The organism is Candidatus Uhrbacteria bacterium, from assembly GCA_016699205.1.
Lineage (GTDB): Bacteria > Patescibacteriota > Patescibacteriia > 2-12-FULL-60-25 > 2-12-FULL-60-25 > CAIXDN01.
This window is the reverse complement of sequence record CP064964.1, coordinates 853983-878796: the sequence shown is the minus strand read 5'-3', so window position 1 is coordinate 878796 and position 24814 is coordinate 853983. Positions and strand designations below refer to the sequence as shown.

Here is a 24814-nt window from a genome sequence, read left to right as displayed (position 1 = left end):
TAACTAAATCGCAACGGGAATACCCTTAATACCCGGATGTGGTGTGTAATCCTCAAGCGTGAAGTGTTCTTTTCGGAAGTCAAAGAAATCTTTCACAGAAGTATCCATCTTCAATGTCGCCAACGATTTTGGTTCACGCGCCAACATTATTTCAACAGCCGGAACCTGATCGACATAAATATGCGCGTCCGAAAAACTGTGGACAAATTCGTACGGAATCGTTCCCGTCGCATGCGCGATCATCATGAGTAAAGCGCCATACTGCACCATGTTTGCAGGAACACCAACAGGAACATCCGCCGAACGCTGAAACATATGAAGCGTCAGCTTATTATCGATCACGCGCAAATGAATCCAGCCGTGACACGGAGCGACAACGACTTTTTGCTGCTTCCCCTCACCACGAATCGTGTACTGCGGAATCCACGGTGAAATAAAATGCGTTCGCAAATGCGGAAACTCACGGATCTGCTCGATAATATTTTTGAATTGATTGTAAGTCTCCCCCTCTGCCGTTGGAAAATCATGAAACGCGGCGCCATAGGAACCGGGTCCAAGATCGCCGGCTTCCAAACCGCGTTTGGCACATTTCTCCGGGGTCACCCAAGATTCCCACCAGTGGCAGCCAAACTCGACAAGACCTTGCTGTGTCCGCACCCCATTCACAAACGCACACATCTCAGCGATGGCTTGGCGCCAAATCGTCACAGGTAGCCGTTCAGACTCATTCGGAGCCATGTTGCGCTCGTTGATGATCGGAAACCCGTTCTCAAACTTAAAATGCATCGGATTTGGCCCCATGAGCGTGATCGCATCAACGCCCTGCTGGCTATTGGTACGCTCCCCACGCTCCAAAATATCGCGCAATAAACGCTGATACTGTGCATCCGGCGTCCGCTCGGTAAGGGGCTTCATCATAGGAAAAGGTGGGGGTAAGTGACCGTATGGTCGCGAGTGGAAGGCCGGAAGTCAATACGAATTAGGGAACGCTTCCCGTCAGCGAGGTTTTTCGCTATCCTATGAGCCATATGAACCAACCCCTGATTGGAATCGATAAGCTCCTCGCTGATTCCTGGAACGCGATGTTTAAAGAATGGAAGCCGACGCTCGGCTGGACGCTCGGAATGGTCTTTGTTCCCCTGCTCATCAACATCGCTTTTGCTTTGCCGATGATCGCGATACCGGAGTTATCACAGAATGTCGCTTACCAGACGCTTAGCCCGATTCTCGTCTGGGCCGCATCGCTCTATTTCATGGCTGGTCTTTTCAAATATTTCCTCAGTCCAAAAAAAGAAGTAAACGTTTCCGTTCAGGATGTTCTTTCTCTGGCTTTGATTGGTTTGATTATGGGCCTCCTGCTTATTCCAGCATTCTTGCTTTTCATCATTCCAGGTATCTGGCTCTCGCTCATGTTCAGCATGGCCGTTCCGATTTATCTGAATGAAGGTACAAAAGGCTGGGCGGCATTAAAAGCTTCGTATGCTCTGGTCAAAGGACGCTGGTGGGCAACCTTGGTGCGTTTTGTTGTGCCAAACATTGTCTACGGAATCGGCGTGTCGGTAATCTTCGGAATCATCATGGTTGCGTTCATCGCGATCGCCAGCGTCCCGATCAGCGCCTTCATCTACGCCCTTGAACAAGGCGCCGATCAATCACAGGCTTTGGCTGCGCTTGGCCCAATCGCCATGATCGGATTACCGATCGGTCTTCTTGTCTTCATTGCCGTCGCCATCATCGCCAATATCTTGCTCACGCTTGCGCAAACATCGGTCTTCGTAAACATCTACAAATCGTTGTCCGAAACCGCTTCAAAATAACATCCTATGAAACCGCTCCTTCCATACGGCGAACTTCTAGGCTCGGGTTGGGACCAATTCATTCGTGATTGGAAACCAAACTTGGAATTGTCGATTCGCTTCCTAGGAGCCTCGCTCCTCGGCTTCATCGCCACCCTGCTCTCGAGCCCGCTGCCGCCGGGAGGAGCCATGGTTTTACGCTTGATCGCCGTCTTGGCTGGCACCGCTATCATCGCGCACACAACCATTGTCTTGACCGATGTTGTTCGCAAACGCGATACAGGCGATCTCAAAGCAAAAAACGATGACACCCGCGGCCGCGCACTTTTCTGGCCTTTTATCTGGATCATGGTGCTGCGCTCGCTTGCGGTCGCTGGCGGCTTAATCGCTTTTGTTTTACCAGGCATCTGGATGAGCATCGCTTTTGCTTTTGCCCCGATTATTCTTTTGGATGGCGGCGCTCGCGGGACTCAGGCTCTAGCCGTCTCGCATGAACTCGTAAAAGGACGCTGGTGGCAGACCTTTGGCCGCACGCTTATCAGCGGCTTCATGGTCGGATTATTGATGATGCTCTCCATGTTCCTCCTCGTGATGATCATCGGCCTCTTTGTCGGCTTTGATAAGTCGCTAGCCTTGGCCGCCAACAGCTCATCGATGGGCCTCCAAGTTTCGCTTACGGACGGTTTGCAGGGAGTCCTTTCCGGCATCGTTCAAGCGATTTTCCTTCCTCTTGGAATCATCTACCAAGTGAAGATTTATCACTCCTTGAAAAAGACGCGCTAAGGCGTAGGGTGTGATGGTATGCGCCTGCTTCCGATTATCGGCCTGGAAATCCACGTCCGACTCAAAACCAAAAGCAAGATGTTTTGCGGCTGCGCAAACGTCGACGACAGCGAACCGCCAAATACGGCGATTTGCCATGTTTGTACTGGCCAACCCGGAGCTCTACCGGCCGTCAACATGGAAGCGGTTCGCTTAGGCGTACGCACAGGCCTCGCGCTTGGCTGCCGTATTCCGGATGAAGCTCACTTTGACCGCAAAAACTATTTCTATCCCGACCTGCCAAAAGGCTACCAAATCTCCCAATTTGATCATCCGATCTGCATCGAGGGCTATTTTGATGTAGAAGTTCCCGGCAACGTTCCTCCGCGCGATCGTATCCGCGTCGGAATCACTCGCGCCCACCTGGAAGAAGACGCCGCAAAAAACATTCACGATGGTGCCAGCAACGCCACGCTCGTCGATTTCAACCGCGCCGGTCAGCCATTGCTTGAAATCGTCACAGAGCCGGATATCCGCACGCCAAATGAAGCTCGTGCATTCTTGCAGGAACTTCAAGCCGTTCTCCGTGCCGTAGGCGCATCCGATGCCGACATGGAAAAAGGCTTCATGCGCTGCGACGCCAACGTCTCGCTTCTTGAAGTCGATGACGACAATAAACCGCTCAAAGCCGGCTACAACCCAAAAATTGAAATCAAGAACTTGAACTCATTCCGTTCCGTCGAGCGTGCGCTTACGTATGAGATTGAGCGTCAGCTTGAAGTCTACAACTCCGGCGGCGTGCCACAAGGCGCAACGCGCGGCTTTGATGAGAACAAAAACGTTACGTTTGAGCAGCGTCTCAAAGAAACCTTTGCCGACTATCGCTATTTCCCGGAACCGGATCTGCGTCCGCTCGACTTGAAAGCGGTACGCGAACAGGAAAAATCACGCCTACCAGAACTCCCGGCCGCACGCCGCACAAGATTGATGGAAGAATGGAGTTTTGCCTCGGAAGACGCGCGCGTCCTCGTTGCAAATGAAGGCTGGGCAGATTTTGCTGAAGCAACCCTCGGAGAGCTTGGCGGTTGGCTTGAATCTTCAGACCAAAGAAACGATGTCAGCGGCGGCGAGCTACTCGCAAATCACAAAACAAAATACGCTAAACTCGTCTCCGGATGGCTGAGCAGCAAACTCGCCGGCATTCTTTCCGCCCATGGAAAATCGATCACTCAAGCAAATATCACCCCGGAAAACTTTGCCGAATTCCTCCACTTGATCGAATCCGGAAAAATCAATTCCGCCAATGCACAAAAATTACTTCAACTCATGGTCGACACCGGAGCCGATCCGTCACAAATCATGGAAGAGCATCATCTCGGTCAAATGAACGATCCGGAGGCACTCGCAAAACTCATCACCGATCTCGTAGCACAGAATCCGGAAAAAGTTGCCGAGATCAAAGCCGGAAAACTTCCGCTCGTAAAATGGTTTGTCGGTGTCGTGATGAAATCAACAGAAGGCCGCGCAAATCCGGAAGCCGCGGAAACGGAAATCAAGAAACAAATCGGAGTCTAGAAACAAAAATCCATCCGGTGAAGGATGGATTTTTGTTTTCTCCGTGCGCGATTAGGCGCGAGGGGCGCGGGCTTCCATCGGACGGGCCTTGTTCACCGCAATGCGGCGACCGCCCATGTCCGTACCATCAAACATGGAGATTGCGTTGTCGGCAGCGGCGTCTTCCGCCATCTCAACGAAGGCGAAACCACGCGGGCGCTGCGTTTCACGATCCATCGGGATGTAAACGGAGAGCACCTCACCAGCCTGGGAGAAATGCTGTCGAAGCTCCTCGTCCGACGTGCGGTACGGGATGCCTCCGACGAACAATTTCGTGGGCATGTGGGTTAGTCGTATCCTGTAAGAGACACGACCGTGCGTTAACGAATGAATACGGATTCACGTCTGCGCGACCACTTCCCCGACCATAGGACGGACCTTCGCACGTTGATATCCATCCACAGCATGACAAGATTTTGGCTAACTGTCAAGATGGTCGCGTATGCCTAAAAAAGCCAAAACCCTGCCTTCTTGCGAGCTTTTACACGCTTTGCTCGACGAGCGCATTGAACATCCAGAGCACACCAAAAAGCTGGACGCCAAGATCAAAAAGAGCTTTAAACAGCTCCGCACGATCTTTATTTTAGACATGTCCGGCTTCTCCAAGACCGTCCAGCGCTATGGCATCATCCACTACCTCGCCATGATCCAGCGCATGCTACGTATCGTTAGACCGATCGTAAGCAGATATGACGGCATCGTGATTAAATTCGAGGCCGATAACTGCTTTGCCGTTTTCCCAACACCGGAAAAAGCCCTGCTTGCATCCGAACAAATCCATCACGATTTGGAAATCGCTAACTTGATGACGGACGATATGAGCGATGTACACGTTTCCATCGGCATCGGTCATGGACCAGTGTTATTGTTCTGTGAAGACATGTACGGCAATGAATTGAATCTTGCTTCCAAACTTGGAGAAGATGTTGCGGAGCGCGGAGAAATTCTTTTAACGAGTGCTGCGCGCAAGTTGGTAAAGAATAAAAAATTCCGCTTTGAAAAAGTTCCAATCACGATCAGCGGCGTCACAATGTTCGCACATCGACTATCCACATCTGCTTCTTGACACACAAAATAGAAAATCTGTGTTATACTTTTAGTGCTATCGTTAACGTGATCTTTTTAGACGCGTAACACGAGCACCGATTGGAAATTAAATCCGACGGTGAAACAAGAAAGGAGCTGATAAACATGGCAGCAAAAAAGAAAGCAACAAAGCGCAAGGCCGTAAAAAAGACGACCAAGCGTAAGGCCGCGCCGAAGCGCAAGGCCGCGAAGAAGTCGAAGAAGCGTGCATAGTCACACTTTTCCGAACGGAGGAGAATCCCTCAGCGATACGCTGAGGGATTTTCATTACAAAAGATTCTGCTGTTTTTGCTTGGGCGTATCTTGCGCGACACGGATCACGCCATATTCCCCATCAAAACCAGGCCTAATATCCATCTCCCCTTTACGCATATGCAAAATAGCCTCAACGATTTCCGGTGATACATGCTGCGATAGCACTTGGGCTGGCTCATCAAGCAAAACGCCAAACTCCGTTCGCCCATCCTTCACCAATCGCTCAACCTCTCTCGCAACTTTCTTTGAAGATGGTCCAACATCCAGAACGCTACCGATTAATTCTGCGAGCGGAACAATCGAGCGGAATGGCACAGCTAGTTTCCCGCGCTCGCCTTCTGCCCGCTCCGCCAAATCATCGATACGATGTAACACACCGACCGTAAGCGGCTTTCCACATTTTGGACACAAGCCTTTCAAGCGTTTTGTTTCTTGCGGCGTGCAAGAGAAATCGCAAAGACGATGTCCGTCCACATGGTATTTCCCCTCTTCAGGAAAAAATTCAATCGTCTCGATAAATTTCTTCACATCTTTCTCTACCAAGATACGACGCAGCTCCGCAAAGCTCGGCTCCTTCATCTCAAAAACATTTGCCTCGCGTCCGAGCTTATCAAGTGAATGCGCATCGGAATTTGAAACCAAAAATACTTGATCAAGTGAAGGCAAACGCCAATTCATCTTTGGATCAGAAGAGAGACCCGTCTCGATCGCATGGATATGAGGCGTCATCTCGCCAAAACATTCTTCAAGCGAATCAAATCCGGATTGGGAACCAAAAACCGCAAACCAAGGAGTCCAAGCATGCGCCGGAATCATCAAGGCGCCAGGATCAGCATCCAAAAGCATCTTCAACAGTTCTTCCGAATCAATACCAAGAATAGGCCTGCCATCGGCTTTTAAGTTGCATCCGCGATTAACAAGCGCTTTCGTAAACCGATCAACGCCTTCTAGCGAGGAACACAAAATACACAAATGTACACGGCGGACTTTCCCGCCCCGTTTGTAAATACAGGAGAGTTCCGTTGAAAGAAGAAAACGCGTCTTGGACGATCCATCCTGCAATCGAAACGTACCGCCGCCATCATCGACCAAATCCCGAACAATCTCTTGCCGCCAAGCTGGATGCGTAAAATCAGAAGTTCCGACAAAATCGATACCTTTCCGTTCGCACGTATGCGCGATATTCGGCAAAGTCAGATCCTTGGAACAAGCCCGCGACCATTTGGAGTGGAGATGAAAATCCGTAATCACGCGCATATCACCTGTTGAGCGGAACACTCTGAATAACCCGCTTCTCATCCGGTCGATAAAGTTCAAGACGATTCTGATAACGCAGAACCACATCGCCATTCTTCACCCCTCGATAAAAAGCCGGATTGGTTCTTTCTACAATTTCGGCCTCAGTGATTACCGTACGCTCAATAACAACCTCCACAGGCTCCTCAATGGGAATCGATGAATTATTAAGCCGTAAATAAACAAAACTAACCCCCATGGCAATCACAACGAGAACAAAAACATAGATCCTCCAAATAGGCATAAAGCGATCTTACCTCTCATATCCCGCGCCGACAATCTTACGGAATCCAATACGATCCGGAGCCTCATCACCCAGACGAAACATCCGCCCAAAGACAATAGAGCTATCTCCATAGCGATCCCGGATCAAATCAACAGATTTAGAGACCCGTAAAATCCCAGGATCTCGCAAACCAGGCGCATCATGAACGCCCTGAGCCGGCTCAAGCAAATCTCCGAAGCGCATTTGACCATCCGGCAGCGAAAGCTCGCCGAGGGTCACCGCTAAAAAACTCACCGCTTCACCGTGCCACACGCGATGCAGAAGACGTGATACCTGACGCACAATAGAAAATGAATCATCTGCCGATTCTTCAAACCGTACCCAATCACCGACATACTCGCCTGATCGCAGTCCGACGGAAATAGAGACACTCTGAGCCAAAAGCCCATAAGCACGCAAGCGTCGCCCTGCGCGCTCAGTCAGCTTGGTTAATACAGCTTCGACATTACCTTCGCGATTAACACGATTAGGAACGCAGTAAGAATGCCCGACGGATTTAGGAAGCGTATCACCAGAAGACAGCTTCTCGCATTCCATAGCATGCAAACGGCTCCACCAATAAAAACCATTCTTTCCAAGCAAACGCATCAAATTTCCGATCGGATGATATTTCAGCTCAAGCGGCGTCCGTATTCCATATCGATGCAAACGCCGACGAAGCCGCGGGCCAATGCCGCACAAATCCTCAAGATCCACTCGCGAAAGATGGTCGTCAATGTTGGATGCATTCACAAATGTCAGACCATCCGGTTTTTTTCTTTCAGACGCAAACTTGGCTAAAAAACGCGTAGGCGCAATCCCAATAGAACATCTGAGCCAATCGCCCACCTCTGTTGTTAAGCGATATTTCACTCGACTCGCCAAAAAAGCCGCCTCAGCCTCATCACGCACCCAGCCGGTTAAATCTACAAAAGCCTCATCAATAGAATAATGTTCGATCGTGTCGGATAAGTCGTGAAGAATTTTAAAAAAACGAGATGTGACGGCTCGATATTTTGTCGGATCATTCTGTACAAAAATCGTCTGAGCACAGACTTCTCGTGCTTGATCGACCGTCATTCCAACCTTTACGCCGCGTTGTTTTGCCTCAACCGAAGCAGCAATAATACATCCACCTGGATGCAAATACGCACATACCCCGACCGGACGCCCACGCAAAGACGGATTCGCTTGCTGTTCTACAGAAGCAAAATACGAATTCATGTCGACATGGATAATAATCCGTTCGGGCATAATGATTCATCATAGAACGCACATCTCTTCCAACTGCCAGCCTAAAGATTCTGTATGAAACGATAGGCGATAGGCATTCGCGTCATCGGACACGGAAAAGTAATACACTTTTTCACGACCAACGCGCTCAGCGTGTACCAAGTTCACGGCTTTCACTTGATAATGCTGTTTGCCCCACTTAAACATCATGGGTTCTGGACGATTTTGACGGAATGCAACGAGCACTTCTACAGGCTCGCGCACGGCTTCATAAGACATAGGCGACAATGAATGGATCAAGGATCCGGAGTCGTCAAAATCACGAGCTGCGCGACGCAACTCGTCCTTGCCTGGATTTTGGCGACTCCGGACGCTCGATAGTGGCTAAACCTGTCTGTACGAACGGATAACAGCACGTACCACGCCTTGAATTAACGGATCGTAACAATAAATCGGCTGCATGGTTTTATTGGCTGGTTGCAAACGGATACGATCTTTCTCCCGATAAAACTTCTTCAGCGTCGCATAAGCATTCTCAAGAAGCGCAACGACAACTTCACCATTCTTGGGAGACGGGTTTCTTTCCACGATCACATAATCGCCATCAAAAATTCCTTCATCGATCATGGATTCTCCCTTCACGCGCAAAACATAAGAATTGGCGGAGTCGGGGACTAGGTCCACCGGAACGGCGAATGTCTCGCGCTCTTCCACCGCTTCAATCGGCTGTCCGGCTGTAATCAAACCTTTAAGCGGCAAGATAACACTGCGGCCCCAACGCACGGCTTTGTCGGTCGGCTCAAGTTCACGATTGCCTCCTGTTGATTCTGCGCCGCGCAAAAATCCGCGCGTACGCAAAGCTTGAACATGCGTGTGAACCGTAGAAGGGGACGCGAGCTCCAATCCGCCGGCAATCTCACGATACGACGGAGGATAACCGTGCTCGTTGATGAAATTCACGATGTAATCGAGAACTTCTTTTTGTTTTGGCGTGAGAGGGGCTGGCATATAGAACAAGAATAGAACGCACTAGAACAAAAGTCAAACGCCTATAAAATCAATTAAAATAAAACTTATCCACATCCCCCACTCTATTAAAACGAAAGACCGCTCACCTTTTCAGATGAGCGGTCAGAGAAAAAATCATTCACGAACGACGAGGAAACGGACCGTGCTTACCCAACCCGCGTCGATGGGATAGTCGCAAAGAGTCCACTCATCATCCTTGGTCCAGTAGAGATACAGCGAGCAAACCCGATGGCGCTGGACATGCGTGGAGCCCAGCACCGCGATCGGATACGTCTTCACGGACATGGCGCACTGCGGCGACATTGTTGCCGCATGCTGCTTTGCGAGATGCGGCGCCACCGTGATTGCCTCCTCGTGAAGCGCAGGACGGAAACCGAGGCGCTTGAGCTCACTGAGAGCTTCCTCGGTACTGATGAAGCGGTTCAGGTGCACGAACTCGAACGCGATCTCGCGAGGCTCCTTGGAGACACCCTTGCAGGCATCGATCGGCTGAAGCGCGGTCTCGAGATACCTCTCATAGACGTAATCGAACAACGTCTCGAGCTTACTGAGAGGGAGCGACTGATAGTCGACAAGAGCCGAATATCGGGTCGCGAGCTCATGCGTTGATTCTGCCTGGGTCATGCGATGGTTCTCCCGCGAATTGATCAAAAGGACGATACGGAAATAACCATTAAAATACGATTTTGTCAATACGCTCACCTTCATCCCCTTGACAATCCGATCAAATTATTCCAACGGAGTAGAACGCGGGCCGGAGGTTTGGAGCTTGCAGAGACTTGGTAATCTTATGCAAAGGGGTTCGATTCCCCTCTCCGGCTCGCAACAAATAGCTATTGACAGGTAGCCATAGCGTCCATACAATAGACTCAGATTACCAAGTCTCGACGAGCTCCATGCTTGCAAACAAAACACCTCCGCATAGCGGCGGTGTTTTGTTTTATACACACATCTACTCTTGACATTTCACTTAAATTATTCCAACGGAGTAGATCAAGGCCCGGGAACAACGCTTGATTTGATGCTTGTCGAATAAGCGCTTGGACCGGTAACCAAATCGCGTATGATCCCACGCTCCGTGGGCAGGTTTTTCCGCACGCTATTTTATTCCGCACTACTTTCCCCTCTCCCCTTTTTCCATGCGCCCAACACCGTGCATGCTGCGCAAACACCGATCATCGGTGAAGTCATGTGGGCCGGCTCGTCGCTCTCCTCCGCCGATGAGTGGCTCGAACTTTGGAACAATTCCGATGAACCACTTGTCCTCACCGGATACATTCTGCGCGGCGCAAGCCCATCGGATATCACCTTCAACGAAACACACATCATCCCCGCTCACGGCGCCTTTCTCGTCGCCAACTACGCCCACGATGATGAAAAATCCATCAGTGCAACCTCCGTACAGCTTGTAACCACGGCTATCTCACTCTCCAATAGCGCATTAAAGATAGAACTTCTCACATCCGACGGCACGCTTATTGATTCTGCCGGCGATGGCAGCGCACCTCCGGCAGGCTCATCACTTCCAAATAAAATATCGATGATCCGTACGGCAGACAACCTCTGGCAAAGCGCTACATCCTCAATAAATCTCGACCCAGACATCAACGATCTCGCAACTCCAGGTTTTTGCGATGCATGCACAGAACCAGAAGCATCGCCCGAACCAGAACCGATCATCGAAACACCAACAACGACAGAACCCATCATTGAAATCCCTACATCAACCGAGCCTGTCGTCGAACTGGAAACGCCTACTTCAACAGATCCCGTGCTGGAACCGCTTGTCGGGACATCCAGTACCCTTGAAATAACAGACACGACATCAACGGAGCCAATCACTGAAGTTCCAACAACGACGATAGAACTTCCAACGATTGAACAACCGGAGCCTGCACCCATCGCAACAAATAACCCCGAACCCGCACTAACTCCGACAGCGATCACAACATCAACCGCTCCACTCATTCTTCATTTGCATGCGATATTCCCCGCTCCAGAATCCGGCGATGAATGGATTGAGCTAATCGTTCCAACAGGAACAACGCTCGCCCAAGCAGAAAACTGGAGCCTGCATGATGCTTCCGCCTCTATCTATCGATTCGCTGGCGCAAATGAACGTATCTCAATCAACGGAAACATCTGGCGCATCTCACTTGCTTCAGCGCGTCTCAATAATAGCGGAGACTCAGTCGAGCTCGCTCGTCCCGACGGAAGCATCGCAGAACGAATGTCTTTTCCTGAAACAACGCGCGGAACCGGCTGGAGAAAAAACGCAAACAATACGGCCTGGATTCAAGATCCGCCGCCAATCGTTCAAGTGGCACCCGCTCCAAGCCCAGTAACAACCTCCGCTCCCGCTCCAATCCCAGCCGTCACCCCACCAGCTCCAACAGTCGAGCTACCGATTGTCGTTGCTACCACAACACAAACTCAAGTTACCACTGAAGAAAAGAAAACAACTACAGCAAAACCAAAGGCAACAACCAAAACAACAAGCACCGCTAAACCAAAAACCACAACCGTTAAAAAAGTAACGACACCAAAAGTCGATCCAGTCCCGCCTCTCGTCACTATCGATATGCTCACGCAATTAGAACCGGAAATCCGAGTCACGCTGGAAGGAACCGTCGGAACCATTCCCGGCATCCTTTCTAAAAACCAATTCACGCTCCATACACCCGACGGACGCGGACTACTCGTGCGGGGCACTAGCAAACAGCTCTCGCCGGAATTCGGCAGCAAAATCCGTCTCACCGGAACATTAAGCTTGAACGATGACGGTCTATCGCTAAAGATGCTCTCCAAAGATAAATGGGTAAAGCTGGAAGGAACAGAATCGATTGAACCCCGCGTCGTCGATCTCCTCGCTCCATCACAAGAAGATGCCTGGAGTCTGATCCAGGTAACAGGCACCGTGCTTGAAACCGGTAGCGGCCGCGTAAACCTGGAGCTTGGCGGTGTCCCGATCACGGTCAAAATCCGTCCGGTAACCGGCTACCGGGCAGAACGCCTCTCCAAAGGCGACCTCGTACGCATCACGGGTATCATCGACACCCGCGCTGAAGAACCGATCCTCTACCCCCGCCAAACTCCGGAAATCGAGATTATCGCCCATGCCAAGCTAGCCCCTGTCGGAGAACCTAAAACGACCTGGCCCGCTTGGACGCCCTTTGGCGCCGCTGGAGTTACCATCGCCGTTACAGAGGGCTATAAACGCCTCAGACGCCTAGCCAAGGACCGAAAACTCAAGAAACTCGCTGCCCTTGCACAATAAATCGAGCCTTGATAACGTATGGGTCGCCGGAAATAATACGGTGACCGAGCGGGTATCGTATAGCGGCTATTATGCTACCTTGCCAAGGTAGAGATGAGGGTTCGACTCCCTCTACCCGCTCCAACAACAACGCTCCGAGAAATCGGGGCGTTTTTGTATTGGCTGACGGGTTGACAAAGCACGATATTTCATTACAATGCGTCGGCACCTTTTTCACGGGGGTCGATCATGGCCGTATACGGCAAAGGCGAACCGGAGAACATCATCGTTCAATTGGCAGAGAAACTGCCCCGCGGCAGCATGACGCTCGACATGGGCTCAGGCGAAGGCCGCAACGCCCTCTATCTCGCTCGCCAAGGCATCAAGGTCGAGGCCTGGGACAAGAACGCCAAAGAGATCGATACTCTGAAGGCGATGGCCGCCAAGGAGAATCTCGAGATCCATACCGAGGTCTGCGACATGCGCGACTTCCGTATCGGCTACAACAACCGCGACGCGATCATCAACTCGTTCAGCCTCCACTACCTGAGGCCCGAGGATGCAATCGAACGCCTCTACCACATCCGGACCTCGCTCAAGCGGGGCGGATACCACGCCATCCTGCAGTTCACCGAGAACGGCGACCTGGCGCGCGCAGGCCACCAGCGCTTCTTTCCCAAGGTCGACGAGACCCTCAAGGCCTACGCCAAGTGGGAGATCATCACCAAGAGCGTCGAGATGCGCTCCTGCGCACAGCGCGGTCCCCAAGGACAGGAGTTGAACAACGAGGTCCTCGTTCTACTCGCGCGCAAACCCCTCTGAACAACGCCCCGCATTCTTACTGGATGCGGGGCGTTTACATTTTTATGGGCGCGGCTTCCAACCAGTGACAAAAACGATCCCGCGCTCCAATGCAGAATACATCCGAAGCTTCTCGATCAAAAAATTAAGCCAGCCTGTCGTAATATTATAGTAAGTCGTATACGGCCAGGCATGATGTCTTGCGTGTAACGATGGCGAGAGGATGAGATCCCACGATTGCAGCTTCATAACAAGAACCGGCGGCTGTGCTTGATGCGCCCACTTATGGATTTGATTTGTGAAAAGAATACCCAGCATCCATAAAATCAAAAATACCAAAACTTCTGGCCGATCCGAAGTCCAGATAACGGACGGAACGAGCACAAGCAAGGCGGCAATCGCGTTATTGCCATTTGTCTCAAAAAATCCATGACGGGTCATTTCTTGTTGGTCTGTATGATGCACGCGAAAATCGCGGATAAACATCTCTCCAAAAAATGGTGTTTCCGGTGTTCCCCAAGTATCCATCCACCAGTGAACAAATCCCGATGTCACATCCGCGGCAAGCAAACCGGCAATCGCCGCAAGCGGGGTTAAAACCCAAGAGCCAAAACCCAATACATACCATCGATAAAACAAAACACCAATGCAAACGCAGGCCGACAAAAAAGCCAATACTTCAAACGGCAAATATTTGCGCATGCGCACATCCTATCCTTATCAAGCAGCTTTTGTTAAGCTCCCACGCATGAAAACGATCTATCTGGCACGTCACGGCAAAGTCGAGAATCCAACCCGTGTTTTTTATACCGCCGACTTTCCGCTCGGCAGCCAAGGCATACATCAAGCGCAAGCGCTCGCCAAAGATATCTTGGACGCCGGCTGCAATCCGATGCGTATCGTCGCCTCAACCTATCTGCGTACGCGCGAGACGGCAGAAATTATCGCCCAAACACTTGGCAGCCGCGAGGTAGAAACCGATGAACGTCTCATCGAGTGGCAGGTTGGCGATTGGTTCGGCAAACCGCTCGACGCATTCCGTGTCGCCGCCGGTTACGATCAAACACCGTTCCAACTCAAGTTAAAAGACATTGAACAATTTGAAGAACTCTCCACACGCGTCATCAGTGCTCTGCACGATCTCTTGGATTCTATCGATGAAAATACTTGTGCTGTTGCCGTCAGTCACCGTGAATCCATGGTCTCCGCCATTTTGAAGCTCCAAGACGCAAATGACTGGAGCCATATTCCGCTCATCGATTTTCCTCCGGGCTGCTGCTGGAAGCTGGAGTTTAACGGCCATGAATTGATTTCCGCAGAAAAAATCTTTGATCGATCATCAGTGATATAATATTTCCATGGATACCCAACGCCTCCTTCTTGCGCTTCATCTATTCGGCTTCGCGATCGGTGTTGGCGGCGCAACCGTGACGGATATTTTCTTCATGAAATTTCTGAAGGATTTCCGCATCTCGCGCACGGAAGCCGATTTCATGCAGACCTTGTCACGCATTCTCTGGATCGGTGTCGTTATTCTAGCGTTAACTGGTCTGGGATTATTTTTGCATGATCCAGCCAGACTGCTGACATCGGCAAAATTTCTTTCCAAGATGGGTGTCGTTCTCGTCCTCCTCTTAAACGGCTGGTTCCTACATTTTGCGGTAACACCTTCACTACGCCGTATCGCTTTTCATGAGGACCCTCATCCTCAAGCCAAGCGATTCCGGGAGATTCGGCAGCGCGCCTTCATCTCAGGCGGCATCTCCATTGTCTCGTGGTATTACGCCTTCTTTTTGGCCATCTCGCGCTTTCAAACCGTAACCATCACGGGATACATGGCTCTCTATGTTCTTTTGCTAGTCTCAGCCTTTGCGGGCGCCCTTCTGATGGACGACCGCCTCTCCAAGGCGGCGAAAGAGGCCAAATCCTAGGGTCTTGCACGATCCAAAAGAATCGGCTAATCTAAGCCCGCAACAATCGTATTTAGGGCGTGTAGCTCAGTTGGTTAGAGCGTTACACTGATAATGTAAAGGTCGATGGTTCGACTCCATCCACGCCCACCATAGAAAAAAATCCCCCGATCGGGGGATTTTTTCTATTCCGTTTCTTCACGACTGATTTGAACAGAAACAGCCCACTTACCGCTATCATCTTTCTGACCCAGGACCGTCATGATCATTTTTGTGTTTCCTTTACGATACTCGCTAAATAATGATTCCGACACAGGTGCCGATGTCTTGCGCTCAAAGCCGTTAGCAATAATCTGCTTCTCATACCACTCGGCAAGGATGCGAGGCTCGACATCAAAAATGGTCACAGCGAGGACGGCACGCTTCTGATCTTTGGTGAGAGAAGCGATACTCGGCAGCGCGCCATCGTAGCGAGGAATATCCGTGGGAAAGCCTGCCGGAATCTTTACATTGGTTCCAAGAGCAACCGTCTCCCCTGTCTTTGGATCTTTGAATGAAAAACTTCCGCCGTCCGCATCCACATCGACCTTGCCGCCGGAACCCGTCTCAATGATCTTTTCCGCGATCGACTCGCCAATTTTTTGATTGATCTTATCTTGGACACCGGAGAATGGATTGCATCCCGCACCCATCAAACTCACGGCTAACAACGGCGCAAAGATCGCAGCGGACATTTTATTCATATGGGGCATATGCTACCCCAAAACACACGCCCTAGCCAAACAGCTCCTCTTTCAACTGCTTCTTCGTGTCAATTCCGGCCTCTTTAAGAAAAGCTTTGATGCTCTCCATAAACGGCTTTGGACCGCACATGAGATAGGTGAAGCTCGGATCGATAACGGAGTGACGCTGAAGCATTGCCAAATCAAGACGTCCGCGCTCGCCTTTCCAATCGATCGGCGCTTGCTGTGTCAGGATTGGAATAAAACGGAACCACGGAGCCTTATCTGCTAACGCAAGAAATTCTTCCAGATAAGGCGACTCCTCTACGTACTTGTTGGAATAAAATAACGTTACAGGTCGAGTCGCACCCGTAGCAATCAACGAACGCAGCATGCTGCGTAGCGGCGTAACACCGATTCCGCCGGCAAACATAACGAGCGGCGAGTCTCCTGGCGGTAAAACAAACACGCCAAACGGTCCCTGCACGCCAACCAAGTCATCCGGCATCAGCTTAGAAGCGCGCTTGGTGAAATCGCCATGCAATTTAATCCCAAGCTCCAACCGCTGCGAACATTCTTCCGGCGCAAGCGAAATCGAGTAAGCAGCTTTTGCCCACATCGTTCCGTCCTCATGGAACAAATGCAAATACACCCATTGCCCCGGCTTAAAGGCAGGCATGTCATTTGCGTCTTCCGGCGCAAGAACGAGCGTATACGTCTCGGCTGTTTCCCATTTCACTTCCTGAATGCGGAAACGACGAACGATGAGGACGGGATTGATGGCCATGGGTTAGTGCTTGGCCTTGTACGCCTCCATCGATGACTGAATCTCCGCCTTGGCTTCCTCGACATCGCCAAATCCGCCAATCGTGATCTTGTCGTACTTTTTCTTTTCAAGTTTCTTATACTCCTTAAAGAAGATCAAAAACTCTTCTTGCACATGCTTCGGCAAATCATCGATCGACTGCATCTCGTCAAAACGTGGATCAACCTTGGAAACCGGCACGGCAATAATTTTGGCATCATCACCATCCTGATCCGAGGTCTTGATCATACCGATGGCGCGCGCCTTCACGACACAGCCCGAGAATGTCGGATGCGTAAGAAGCAGACAGACATCCGTCGCATCGCCGTCCCCAGCATGCGTCTGTGGAATAAATCCATAGTCAAACGGATAAAAGGTCGACTGATGCAGAGCGCGGTCGAGCTTGAAATAACCGCCCTCCTCATCGTACTCGACTTTGTTGGACGAGCCCTTTGGAAGATCAATGACAACATTGAATTCATCCGGTGTGCCGCACGGGACCTCGTGATAGAGATTGATACCTTTCATAGGTCTTTACGGTACAAACTTGCGCTCGCGCCGTCAATCACGTGCCGCTGAGCTGCCGCCTCTAGTTCACGATCATCTTTAACCCAATCCGCTTCTGTTGCCGGATAGAGCTCGTTATAACGCACCTGCCATATCTGTCGATCGCCAGGCGGAAGCGCGGCAAGAAAATCATACCAATGCTCTAGGCCCTTTCCATCCTTACATGACTGGACCTCTCCTCTCACCCTTCGCAACCCGATCAATCTCGCGGCGGCGAGGCGATGGTTTCCATTTTGGACGCAAAGATACACCGGACCCCTCGGACCATCCAAACGTATAACTTGAATACGATCTCTCCCTGTCTCATTCTGATAAACAGCATCAAACAAACGTCCGGCATCATCAACAAGACTTTTCTCGATGCGTTTTCGATCTTCTGCTTCCGTCGTCTCATCCAATTCCCGCTTTGCCTCTTTCACAATTTTTCCAAGACCACGGACGACTTTTTTACCGATTCCCGTCACAGAAGACTCAGTCGCATGATCCTTTTCGTGCACCGTCTCTCCCTCCATATATCTCCTCTGCTCATGAAATGCATACGACCAATCAGCACCGTACCCGTAACGCATCAATACTTGTTCTGGAGCAAATGTCTCAATACTCGTTTTCCATGCCTCGCCTTCAGAGTCGCTGAGGGATTCTGATAATGTCTCTAGTACCTTAAGCGTCTCAAGCGCCGTTCGCTCTCCTACGTGTGGCAACTCCCGCATTTTTTTATGCGCCTTCTCAAAATCAGCATCCGTCCATGTGAGCCGATTCGCAGGAAAATGCGCAAGTGCCCGACTCTCAAGACGTTCGGTTACCTGCATCACTTCGGGTCGCTCAATAGACATATGTTACGCCAACAAGCCCTGCACATCCTCCCAAGTCAGCGCACCCAAGTCCGCCTCCGACTCCTGAACGAGCGCATCAAATAACTGGCGCTTGCGTATCTGTAATTCCATGACTTTCTCCTCAACAGAACCCTTCGTCACAAGCTTGTACACGTTCACCGATTTTGTTTGGCCGATACGATGCGCACGGTCCATGGCCTGAGCCTCAACCATTGGATTCCACCACGGATCAAACAGGATAACCGTATCAGCTTCCGTAAGCGTCAACCCAGTACCGCCGGCGCGCAATGACAAAAGAAATACCGGGATCTTTGGATCCTTACTAAACTTCTTGATCTCCCCTTCACGATCCCGTGTTTTACCTTCAATCGTCGCATGTCCGATATCCAGCTCATCAAGTGAATCGCGCAGCAGGTCGAGCATGCCTGTAAATTGCGAGAACAATAATACTTTATGCCCTCCCTCAACCGCTTGCCGCACCAGCTCGAGCGCCAAACTCATCTTTCCTGACATCTCTTCCGTTCTTGGGAGACGAGGGTCGACAAGCGCCGGATGATCGCAAATACGACGCAGCTTCATCAATGCCGTCAAAATCTCGATACGCGATTGGGCAAAACCTTTCTCCGCCACGGCCTTCATGACATTCTCGCGCACTTCCTCGAGCGTACGGGTATAAACAACCAACTGCTCAGGCGTAAGCGGCGCATGCATGGTCTGCTCGACTTTAGGCGGCAAATCTTTCAACAAAGCTACCTTGGTACGGCGTAGCATAAACGGACGGATGCGCGTACGCAGACGATCGAGCGCACCTTGATCCTGTCGATCTTTGATCGGCCGCTCATAACGCTTTCGGAAATCCGCCGTCGTTCCCAAAAAGCCCGGCATCAAAAAATCATAGATCGACCACAATTCATGCACACCATTCTCGAGCGGCGTACCGGTTAGTGCCAAACGAAAATCCGCCGGAACCAATTTAACCGATTTGGCCGTCGCCGTAGCAGAGTTCTTGATGTACTGAGCTTCATCGATAATACACGTGCGGAACGCCTTACCGCGATCCAAATAATGCGGCAGATCACGTTGAAGAGAAGGGTACGTCGTGATCACAAGATCGTAGCTATCGATCGTGCGGATCGTCTGCTCGCGCTCCTCGGCCGTGCCTTCAATAACCAGCACCTTCAGCTCTGGAACATATTTAGCCGTCTCCTCCGACCAAGTCAGCGTCAACGTCTTTGGACAAACAACGAGGTCAGGCGCATCACCTTTCTTGCGCGTGGCTGCTAGAAAAGCCAATACCTGCAACGTCTTACCCAAACCCATGTCATCAGCCAAAATTCCGCCAAAACCGTATTTACGCAAGAACGCAATCCAAGACATTCCATCTTTCTGATAAGGACGCAAAATCGGATCCAGATGTTTTGGTGCATCAATCGGCTCAATCGGTTTACCGGCTTGGGCTTCCGTTAAAAATTGGCGGAATGCTGCATCCGTCGTTTCCATTCGGGCTGTCTGGATACGCTCAAGCAGCGCCTGCATTTCTGGCGCATCAAATAATCGGCCAGAAAATGAACCGTCATCTTTTTGTTCAGCGCGATTCAAAAAATCCGCGAGGCGTTCCAGCTCTTCCGTATTCTCATACTCGATCAACGTGCCATCGCTCGTGCGAACAAACGGCCGTCCGCTGCTCACGGCCTCAAGCAATTCCTTTGTATCGATATCCGCTTCCTTGCAATGCCACGCCACGGAAAAATCAAACCAACCCGTACGCGAAGATGAGATACCGATCTCAGGCGAAATCGCCAAACGGCGTACAGCGAGTTTTTCCAAGACCCCGGAGTCAGCCTCTACCGTATATTGATACTCAAGCTCCGGAAGAACATCTTTTGAAAACGCGTACATCTCATCCGCAGGAACACGGAACACATGCGCCTCATCGGTCGGGATCATCGGATAGGCATGGGCCAAAAAAACACGTGCCTCCCCTTCCACATCCCAATCACGATCCGCTTCATGCACCCGTCCGTCCTTATCCGTCTTGGAATCCATGGCTCCGGCAAGCGACATAAGCGGAACATGCAGCGTTCCGTAGTCGACAATCGCCTCCACACGCAAAGCCCCGCCATCCGCAAAAGAAATGCGGATACGGATAGTGTCGAGGGCGTGAAGCCGAGGCTTTGGTTGACCAGGCATGATTAAGGCGGGAGGGTACCATGCTTTCGTCTTTTACGCTACGATCACAATCGTTATGGCAAAATCCTGGTCTATTTTTGGGTGGATCCTCTTGGGAGCGCTCGCAACCGCTATCGGCACGGGATATTTCCTTTTTCAGGCAAATAGCGACCGTGCACGACTCGCCACCGCCACAGAACAGGCTCGTAAACAGTCGGAGGAGCTGGCGACTGCCAGTAAAAAACTCGCCGATGAAGCCAATCAAAAGCTCGACACAGCCTCCAACGAGATTCGTAGTGCGCAAGAGCTCATCCGTAAATACAATGAGGAACGCGATCTGCTCGCCAAAGCCGAACCCCTGATCAAAACGCGCGTATCAACAACGTGGAAAGAATGGATCAACCTCCCTCTTGGCTACACGCTCCGACTTCCACCTAACAACGCCAACAGCGGAAATGAAATGTTTTTTGATTTTGGCTGGCTGCGCATTCAACCTTACGATCCAGGCCGCGAAGCGATGTGGCGCGGACAAGCCACCACAACCGGAGATCTCGTCTATTTTGTCGACGGCCACCTCCTCGTCGGAACGCGCGGAAGTGAATGGATTCTGCGCGATCAAAGCGGCGGCTCCTCGACCATCCTCATTTGGGCCAAACCAGCGAACGTACAAGCGGAAAAAAACTTTTTGGAAACGCTATCGACGCTCACCTTCCGCGAATGAAACCCTGGCAGAAAATTTTAACCTGGTTTGACCAAGAAGGCCGCAAGCTTCCTTGGAGGAATACGCGTGACCCATATCGAATTCTCGTTTCGGAAATCATGTTGCAGCAGACCCAAGTCTCTCGCGTGATCGATTTTTACCGCGCCTGGATGAAACGCTTCCCGACGTGGAGCGCACTCGCCAAAGCATCCAACGCAGACATCATTCACGCTTGGGCCGGACTCGGCTACAACCGCCGCGGACTCGCCCTGCGCGATATCGCTAAAAGCGTTAGATCCAAAGGAATACCAAAAACACGCGACGAATGGCTCGCGCTCAAAGGCATCGGTCCTTACACCGCTGATGCACTCGCCACCTTCTCTCTCCATGAACGCCGCTGGCCAGTCGACACCAATCTCCGCCGCGTTGGTGGTCGATTATGGCTCGGCAAACCCTACCCGCAACCAACCGACGACGAACGCATCCGCAAACACGCCGACGCTTGGCTCCCAAAAACCGGACGCTATTTTGATATCCCTCAAGCGGCCCTTTGATCTCGCAACGTCCCTCTGCACCAAAACTCCCGCCTGCGCAATTTGTCCGCTGAAAAACGACTGCCTCGCCGCACCAAAATTTCTTTCCGGAAAAGTCGCGACACCAAAGCGCATGGTAAAAAAGTCTGTCGAAAAAATCCGCGAGGGAAAACGCTGGCCCGACCGCATCTTCCGCGGCCGTATCCTCGCTGTCATCAGACAATCCGATTCCCCCATCATCCTTTCAAAGATAGGCCCGATGGTCGATCCAGCATTTTCAAAAATCGACCAAAGCTGGATAACAGCCATGGTCGATCGTCTCGTGAAAGACGGTTTGCTCAAAATAAACGGAAAGAAAATTTCCCTACCCTAACCGGAACAAATTGATCGCATTCTCTGTCGTTTGTTTTGCGACTTCCTCCAAAGTCATCCCGCGAACGTTAGCGACATGCTTCGCAACCTCCTCAACATACGCCGGTTCATTTCTCTTGCCTCGATGCATCGTCGGCGCGAGCCAAGGCGCATCTGTTTCCAAAAGCAGCCTATCCAAAGGCATATGTTTGATGGTTATGTCTATGGCATTCGCCGGATCCTGCCCTTTTCTCAAACCAAACGTCGCAATGCCATTTACAGCGATATACATCCCGAGATCAATCAACGGCTTTGCTTCCTCCCAAGTTCCGGTAAATGAATGCACGACCCCTTTTGCATAACCGGTCTCCTTCAAAATTTCCGCGAGTCTCGTCAGCGCATCACGACAATGAATCACAAGCGGCAAATCCAATTCCTTTGCCGCCTCGATATGCGTTCGAAAAACCTTTTCCTGCTTCTCAATCGCCGGTTCCCGATCTTCAGGAAGTCGAAAGAAATCCAAACCCGCCTCCCCAATCGCCACAACTTTCTTGGAAGTTCGCGCAAGGGAAACCAAGCCTTCAACCGTCACATCATGCTCATCAACCTCTCCTTCATCCGTATCGATGTGGTCGGAAGTCGTATGGGAAGGATGCAATCCGACCGTAGCCCAAACCCCTTCCGTCGCATCCGCAAGCGCAATCGCCTTCTTTCCATTCTCTGTCGCCGTTCCAATCGTCATCGCCCAAATATTCTTCTCTTTCATTCGCGCTAAAACTTCCTCACGATCGGTATCGTAGGCAGGAAAATGAATATGGCAGTGCGTGTCGATGAGAAAAGGCTTCACAACAAAAATCTCAGCACGCTCGTAAACGCCGACATGCTCCAACGCGCAACGGTCGATCCTCCAAGCCAGGAGATCAACGTCGGATCCAAACGCAAAGTCAAAACAACGTAAACACTCGATCCAACAAGAACGACACCGGTCAGCAATCCAAGAATCGCGCCAATAATTTTATCGACAGACGAAATAATCGGAAGAGCTGTAACAATCTTCAAAAGCTTATCAGCCAGCGTAAACAACCATCCGACCAATCGGATGACAATCACAAACACGATCACAAAACCGATAAACTGCGCGAGACCGAGCCTTCCAGGCATCAAAAGCACCAAGATCTGTCCGAGGCCTGGCGCTAAAAACCTGGCGGCAATAAAAGCTAAAACAGCTCCAACCAACTCCCCCAACATCTCAACAAAGCCATTTCTCCAACCTCGCCCAACAAAGGACAAGATAATAAGGAGAAGAATAATGTCGACCAAGATCATGTTTTGGATTCTACCTCAAGGCGGGGAAATAATATATCACCCTTCATGATCGATGCTCCCGGCTTCAAACCTCCCCAGCTCCGATCGCTCCAGCTCGCTTTCTCGGCATCAACAGAAAGATTAGCGAGCACCTTGGTTGCGCCTTCCGGAATAACCGGAAGCAAAGCCAATCCAATATGACGGAGCGCTTCCGACAACTGATACATAAACGGACTCACATCAATTCCTTCCTTCGCTTTCTTAAATGGAGCCTGAATATCAATCTCCTTATTGCAAGACGCAACCAATTCATCGATCGCCTTCAATGCATCGTCAAAATGGAATCGCGCAAGCGCATCGTCATATCGCTTCCAGAAACCATCGACATCAAAAATATCCGGAGCAATAGCCGGCGCCTTCCCCTCACAATATTTCCCAACCATCGTGCCGACGCGTGAAGACAAATTTCCGATACCGTTCACAAGCTTGGAACCGTAATGCTCTTCAAACAGTTTCTGTGAGAAATCGCCATCCGCATAAGCCGGCAGCGCTCCCACGAGATAATGACGGACAGCATCCGTTCCGTATCGCGCGACAAGATCGTAAGGATTCACGACATTTCCCAGCGACTTGGACATCTTCTGTCCCTCCGCTGTGATAAAGCCGTGGATAAAAATCTGTTTGGACAACGGCAATTTGGCGGAAAGCAGCATCGCCTGCCACATCGCCGACTGCTGACGCAAATTATCTTTTCCGGCCACCTGCACGCCCGGCCAATAATCTTCAAAGTTCTTTTGATTCTCTGGCCAACCCAGAGTCGAGACGTAGTTCACCAACGCATCAAACCAAACATACATCACCTGCTCAGGATCATTTGGCACCGGAACACCCCACGGAAGCTTGGATGCAAGACGCGAAATACTAAAATCCTGCAAACCTCCAGCAACGAAGCTGCGAATCTCGTTCAAACGCGTATCAGGCACCACAAAATCCGGATGGGACTCATAATGCGCAAGCAGCGCCTCGCCGTATTTTGAAAAACGGAAGAAATAATTTTCTTCATCGATAATTTCAATTTCCAACTTTGGATGGATCGGGCAGCGGCCATCAACCAAATCCGAGTCCGTCTTTTCCAATTCACAACCGACACAGTACTTCACCTTGTACGCTTTCTTATAAATATCTCCGCTCGCATCGCATCGCTTCCAAAATTCCTGCGCAGCCGCAACATGATGCGCATCCGTCGTACGAATAAAATTCGTATAGGTAAGATTCAGCGCATCTTTCAATCCATCAAACTTGGCAGCGTACTCATCGCAATACGCTTTTGGCTCAACCCCAGCCTCCTGCGCCTTCTGCCAAATCTTCAAGCCGTGCTCATCCGTACCGGTATTGAAGACAACCTCATTTCCACGCAAACGCTCAGCACGCGCCAAAATATCTGCCTGGATAATTTCTAAAGCAAAGCCGATATGCGGATCAGCGTTCACATACGGCAAGGTTGTAGTCAGATAATACTTGGACAT

General features: G+C 50.8%; 28 protein-coding genes and 2 tRNA genes. 13 read left to right on the top strand and 17 right to left on the bottom strand.

Features of this window, described 5'->3' with window-relative positions:
• Positions 1-3: 3 nt before the first annotated feature.
• On the bottom strand, positions 4-918 hold the full coding sequence (thyA, locus tag IPH19_04345; protein QQR60610.1) for a thymidylate synthase: 915 nt from the start codon (positions 916-918) through the stop codon (positions 4-6).
• Between the two features lie 110 nt (positions 919-1028).
• On the opposite strand from thyA, the gene IPH19_04340 reads away from it, so the two are divergent.
• From IPH19_04340 to gatB, 3 genes are read left to right on the top strand one after another with little or no spacing between them, the layout of a single operon-like run.
• Positions 1029-1817 (top strand): hypothetical protein, encoded by a 789-nt coding sequence (locus IPH19_04340; GenBank protein ID QQR60609.1) that lies wholly within the window; start codon positions 1029-1031, stop codon positions 1815-1817.
• Between the two features lie 6 nt (positions 1818-1823).
• Entirely contained in the window at positions 1824-2579 is a 756-nt protein-coding gene (locus IPH19_04335; GenBank protein ID QQR60608.1) for a hypothetical protein, read from the top strand.
• An 18-nt stretch (positions 2580-2597) separates the two neighbouring features.
• A complete protein-coding gene (gene gatB / locus IPH19_04330; protein QQR60607.1) occupies positions 2598-4133 on the top strand; it encodes an Asp-tRNA(Asn)/Glu-tRNA(Gln) amidotransferase subunit GatB in 1536 nt (511 codons plus the stop codon).
• A gap of 51 nt (positions 4134-4184) precedes the next feature.
• Here gatB and IPH19_04325 read toward each other — a convergent pair whose 3' ends face one another.
• Positions 4185-4454 carry an RNA-binding protein gene (locus IPH19_04325; GenBank protein ID QQR60606.1) on the bottom strand — a complete coding sequence of 90 codons (270 nt, stop codon included), beginning with the start codon at positions 4452-4454 and terminating at the stop codon, positions 4185-4187.
• Between the two features lie 160 nt (positions 4455-4614).
• Here IPH19_04325 and IPH19_04320 point away from each other — a divergent pair, with 160 nt between their 5' ends.
• Positions 4615-5238 carry an adenylate/guanylate cyclase domain-containing protein gene (locus tag IPH19_04320; GenBank protein ID QQR60605.1) on the top strand — a complete coding sequence of 208 codons (624 nt, stop codon included), beginning with the start codon at positions 4615-4617 and terminating at the stop codon, positions 5236-5238.
• 287 nt (positions 5239-5525) lie between these two features.
• On the opposite strand, the gene IPH19_04315 is transcribed toward IPH19_04320, so the two are convergent.
• The 6 genes from IPH19_04315 to IPH19_04290 form a co-directional block, all read right to left on the bottom strand.
• Positions 5526-6770 carry a DNA helicase UvrD gene (locus IPH19_04315; protein ID QQR60604.1) on the bottom strand — a complete coding sequence of 415 codons (1245 nt, stop codon included), beginning with the start codon at positions 6768-6770 and terminating at the stop codon, positions 5526-5528.
• Position 6771: 1 nt separating this feature from the next.
• Positions 6772-7053, bottom strand: a complete 282-nt coding sequence (locus IPH19_04310) for a hypothetical protein (protein ID QQR60603.1) — start codon at positions 7051-7053, stop codon at positions 6772-6774.
• Between the two features lie 9 nt (positions 7054-7062).
• Positions 7063-8328: a DNA polymerase IV gene (locus tag IPH19_04305; protein ID QQR60602.1), complete on the bottom strand. Its 1266-nt coding sequence runs from the start codon at positions 8326-8328 to the stop codon at positions 7063-7065.
• Positions 8329-8337: 9 nt separating this feature from the next.
• A complete protein-coding gene (locus IPH19_04300; GenBank protein QQR60601.1) occupies positions 8338-8586 on the bottom strand; it encodes a hypothetical protein in 249 nt (82 codons plus the stop codon).
• A gap of 105 nt (positions 8587-8691) precedes the next feature.
• On the bottom strand, positions 8692-9315 hold the full coding sequence (lexA, locus tag IPH19_04295) for a transcriptional repressor LexA (GenBank protein QQR60600.1): 624 nt from the start codon (positions 9313-9315) through the stop codon (positions 8692-8694).
• A 135-nt stretch (positions 9316-9450) separates the two neighbouring features.
• Positions 9451-9960, bottom strand: a complete 510-nt coding sequence (locus IPH19_04290; GenBank protein QQR60599.1) for a hypothetical protein — start codon at positions 9958-9960, stop codon at positions 9451-9453.
• 439 nt (positions 9961-10399) lie between these two features.
• Between IPH19_04290 and IPH19_04285 the strand changes: the two genes are divergently transcribed.
• The 3 genes from IPH19_04285 (at position 10400) to IPH19_04275 (ending at position 13414) form a co-directional block, all read left to right on the top strand.
• Positions 10400-12613 (top strand): lamin tail domain-containing protein, encoded by a 2214-nt coding sequence (locus IPH19_04285; GenBank protein ID QQR60598.1) that lies wholly within the window; start codon positions 10400-10402, stop codon positions 12611-12613.
• Between the two features lie 48 nt (positions 12614-12661).
• A tRNA-Gly gene (locus IPH19_04280) sits at positions 12662-12736 on the top strand.
• Positions 12737-12841: 105 nt separating this feature from the next.
• The gene (locus IPH19_04275; protein QQR60597.1) at positions 12842-13414 is read left to right on the top strand and encodes a methyltransferase domain-containing protein; all 573 of its coding nucleotides are present in this window, start codon (positions 12842-12844) and stop codon (positions 13412-13414) included.
• Positions 13415-13456: 42 nt separating this feature from the next.
• On the opposite strand, the gene IPH19_04270 is transcribed toward IPH19_04275, so the two are convergent.
• Positions 13457-14095 (bottom strand): kua-ubiquitin conjugating enzyme hybrid localization domain protein, encoded by a 639-nt coding sequence (locus IPH19_04270; GenBank protein QQR60596.1) that lies wholly within the window; start codon positions 14093-14095, stop codon positions 13457-13459.
• Between the two features lie 46 nt (positions 14096-14141).
• Here IPH19_04270 and IPH19_04265 point away from each other — a divergent pair, with 46 nt between their 5' ends.
• The 3 genes from IPH19_04265 (at position 14142) to IPH19_04255 (ending at position 15456) form a co-directional block, all read left to right on the top strand.
• Positions 14142-14744 (top strand): histidine phosphatase family protein, encoded by a 603-nt coding sequence (locus IPH19_04265; GenBank protein ID QQR60595.1) that lies wholly within the window; start codon positions 14142-14144, stop codon positions 14742-14744.
• Between the two features lie 7 nt (positions 14745-14751).
• Positions 14752-15324, top strand: a complete 573-nt coding sequence (locus IPH19_04260) for a hypothetical protein (protein QQR60594.1) — start codon at positions 14752-14754, stop codon at positions 15322-15324.
• Positions 15325-15379: 55 nt separating this feature from the next.
• Positions 15380-15456 (top strand) — tRNA-Ile (locus IPH19_04255).
• Between the two features lie 32 nt (positions 15457-15488).
• On the opposite strand, the gene IPH19_04250 is transcribed toward IPH19_04255, so the two are convergent.
• The 5 genes from IPH19_04250 to IPH19_04230 are packed head-to-tail and all read right to left on the bottom strand — an operon-like array spanning position 15489 to position 20420.
• Positions 15489-16046 carry a hypothetical protein gene (locus tag IPH19_04250; GenBank protein ID QQR60593.1) on the bottom strand — a complete coding sequence of 186 codons (558 nt, stop codon included), beginning with the start codon at positions 16044-16046 and terminating at the stop codon, positions 15489-15491.
• 31 nt (positions 16047-16077) lie between these two features.
• Positions 16078-16812: a hypothetical protein gene (locus tag IPH19_04245; protein QQR60592.1), complete on the bottom strand. Its 735-nt coding sequence runs from the start codon at positions 16810-16812 to the stop codon at positions 16078-16080.
• Between the two features lie 3 nt (positions 16813-16815).
• Positions 16816-17358, bottom strand: coding sequence for an inorganic diphosphatase (locus IPH19_04240; protein ID QQR60591.1), 543 nt, complete (start codon positions 17356-17358; stop codon positions 16816-16818).
• Positions 17355-18230 (bottom strand): hypothetical protein, encoded by an 876-nt coding sequence (locus IPH19_04235; GenBank protein QQR60590.1) that lies wholly within the window; start codon positions 18228-18230, stop codon positions 17355-17357. The genes IPH19_04240 and IPH19_04235 overlap by 4 nt, the downstream gene beginning before the upstream one ends.
• Positions 18231-18233: 3 nt before the next feature.
• Positions 18234-20420, bottom strand: coding sequence for a DEAD/DEAH box helicase (locus IPH19_04230; protein QQR60589.1), 2187 nt, complete (start codon positions 20418-20420; stop codon positions 18234-18236).
• A 55-nt stretch (positions 20421-20475) separates the two neighbouring features.
• Between IPH19_04230 and IPH19_04225 the strand changes: the two genes are divergently transcribed.
• Genes IPH19_04225 through IPH19_04215 form a run of 3 tightly spaced genes read left to right on the top strand, consistent with a single transcriptional unit; the run spans position 20476 to position 22005 of the window.
• Positions 20476-21120 (top strand): hypothetical protein, encoded by a 645-nt coding sequence (locus IPH19_04225; protein ID QQR60588.1) that lies wholly within the window; start codon positions 20476-20478, stop codon positions 21118-21120.
• Complete coding sequence (locus IPH19_04220) at positions 21117-21653, top strand: hypothetical protein (GenBank protein ID QQR60587.1); 537 nt, start codon at positions 21117-21119, stop codon at positions 21651-21653. The genes IPH19_04225 and IPH19_04220 overlap by 4 nt, the downstream gene beginning before the upstream one ends.
• Complete coding sequence (locus IPH19_04215) at positions 21628-22005, top strand: hypothetical protein (GenBank protein ID QQR60586.1); 378 nt, start codon at positions 21628-21630, stop codon at positions 22003-22005. The genes IPH19_04220 and IPH19_04215 overlap by 26 nt, the downstream gene beginning before the upstream one ends.
• Here IPH19_04215 and IPH19_04210 read toward each other — a convergent pair.
• The 3 genes from IPH19_04210 to IPH19_04200 are packed head-to-tail and all read right to left on the bottom strand — an operon-like array spanning position 21997 to position 24814.
• Entirely contained in the window at positions 21997-22830 is an 834-nt protein-coding gene (locus IPH19_04210) for a TatD family hydrolase (protein QQR60585.1), read from the bottom strand. The two genes, IPH19_04215 and IPH19_04210, sit on opposite strands and share 9 nt — an antisense overlap.
• A complete protein-coding gene (locus tag IPH19_04205; protein QQR60584.1) occupies positions 22827-23309 on the bottom strand; it encodes a CvpA family protein in 483 nt (160 codons plus the stop codon). Before IPH19_04205 ends, IPH19_04210 begins: the two co-directional genes overlap by 4 nt.
• Positions 23306-24814 (bottom strand): methionine--tRNA ligase, encoded by a 1509-nt coding sequence (locus tag IPH19_04200; GenBank protein QQR60583.1) that lies wholly within the window; start codon positions 24812-24814, stop codon positions 23306-23308. The genes IPH19_04205 and IPH19_04200 overlap by 4 nt, the downstream gene beginning before the upstream one ends.

Coding starts and splice junctions, on each gene's coding strand:
- IPH19_04220 (QQR60587.1), top strand. CDS start 21,117: ATGAAACCCTGGCAGAAAATTTTAACCTGGTTTGACCAAGAAGGCCGC.
- IPH19_04250 (QQR60593.1), bottom strand. CDS start 16,046: ATGAATAAAATGTCCGCTGCGATCTTTGCGCCGTTGTTAGCCGTGAGT.
- IPH19_04290 (QQR60599.1), bottom strand. CDS start 9,960: ATGACCCAGGCAGAATCAACGCATGAGCTCGCGACCCGATATTCGGCT.
- IPH19_04225 (QQR60588.1), top strand. CDS start 20,476: ATGGCAAAATCCTGGTCTATTTTTGGGTGGATCCTCTTGGGAGCGCTC.
- IPH19_04245 (QQR60592.1), bottom strand. CDS start 16,812: ATGGCCATCAATCCCGTCCTCATCGTTCGTCGTTTCCGCATTCAGGAA.
- IPH19_04305 (QQR60602.1), bottom strand. CDS start 8,328: ATGCCCGAACGGATTATTATCCATGTCGACATGAATTCGTATTTTGCT.
- IPH19_04260 (QQR60594.1), top strand. CDS start 14,752: ATGGATACCCAACGCCTCCTTCTTGCGCTTCATCTATTCGGCTTCGCG.
- IPH19_04240 (QQR60591.1), bottom strand. CDS start 17,358: ATGAAAGGTATCAATCTCTATCACGAGGTCCCGTGCGGCACACCGGAT.
- IPH19_04275 (QQR60597.1), top strand. CDS start 12,842: ATGGCCGTATACGGCAAAGGCGAACCGGAGAACATCATCGTTCAATTG.
- IPH19_04320 (QQR60605.1), top strand. CDS start 4,615: ATGCCTAAAAAAGCCAAAACCCTGCCTTCTTGCGAGCTTTTACACGCT.
- IPH19_04335 (QQR60608.1), top strand. CDS start 1,824: ATGAAACCGCTCCTTCCATACGGCGAACTTCTAGGCTCGGGTTGGGAC.
- IPH19_04285 (QQR60598.1), top strand. CDS start 10,400: ATGATCCCACGCTCCGTGGGCAGGTTTTTCCGCACGCTATTTTATTCC.
- IPH19_04325 (QQR60606.1), bottom strand. CDS start 4,454: ATGCCCACGAAATTGTTCGTCGGAGGCATCCCGTACCGCACGTCGGAC.
- IPH19_04315 (QQR60604.1), bottom strand. CDS start 6,770: ATGCGCGTGATTACGGATTTTCATCTCCACTCCAAATGGTCGCGGGCT.
- gatB (QQR60607.1), top strand. CDS start 2,598: ATGCGCCTGCTTCCGATTATCGGCCTGGAAATCCACGTCCGACTCAAA.
- IPH19_04270 (QQR60596.1), bottom strand. CDS start 14,095: ATGCGCAAATATTTGCCGTTTGAAGTATTGGCTTTTTTGTCGGCCTGC.
- IPH19_04205 (QQR60584.1), bottom strand. CDS start 23,309: ATGATCTTGGTCGACATTATTCTTCTCCTTATTATCTTGTCCTTTGTT.
- IPH19_04300 (QQR60601.1), bottom strand. CDS start 8,586: ATGTCTTATGAAGCCGTGCGCGAGCCTGTAGAAGTGCTCGTTGCATTC.
- IPH19_04265 (QQR60595.1), top strand. CDS start 14,142: ATGAAAACGATCTATCTGGCACGTCACGGCAAAGTCGAGAATCCAACC.
- IPH19_04200 (QQR60583.1), bottom strand. CDS start 24,814: ATGTCCAAGTATTATCTGACTACAACCTTGCCGTATGTGAACGCTGAT.
- IPH19_04340 (QQR60609.1), top strand. CDS start 1,029: ATGAACCAACCCCTGATTGGAATCGATAAGCTCCTCGCTGATTCCTGG.
- IPH19_04235 (QQR60590.1), bottom strand. CDS start 18,230: ATGTCTATTGAGCGACCCGAAGTGATGCAGGTAACCGAACGTCTTGAG.
- thyA (QQR60610.1), bottom strand. CDS start 918: ATGATGAAGCCCCTTACCGAGCGGACGCCGGATGCACAGTATCAGCGT.
- IPH19_04310 (QQR60603.1), bottom strand. CDS start 7,053: ATGCCTATTTGGAGGATCTATGTTTTTGTTCTCGTTGTGATTGCCATG.
- IPH19_04230 (QQR60589.1), bottom strand. CDS start 20,420: ATGCCTGGTCAACCAAAGCCTCGGCTTCACGCCCTCGACACTATCCGT.
- lexA (QQR60600.1), bottom strand. CDS start 9,315: ATGCCAGCCCCTCTCACGCCAAAACAAAAAGAAGTTCTCGATTACATC.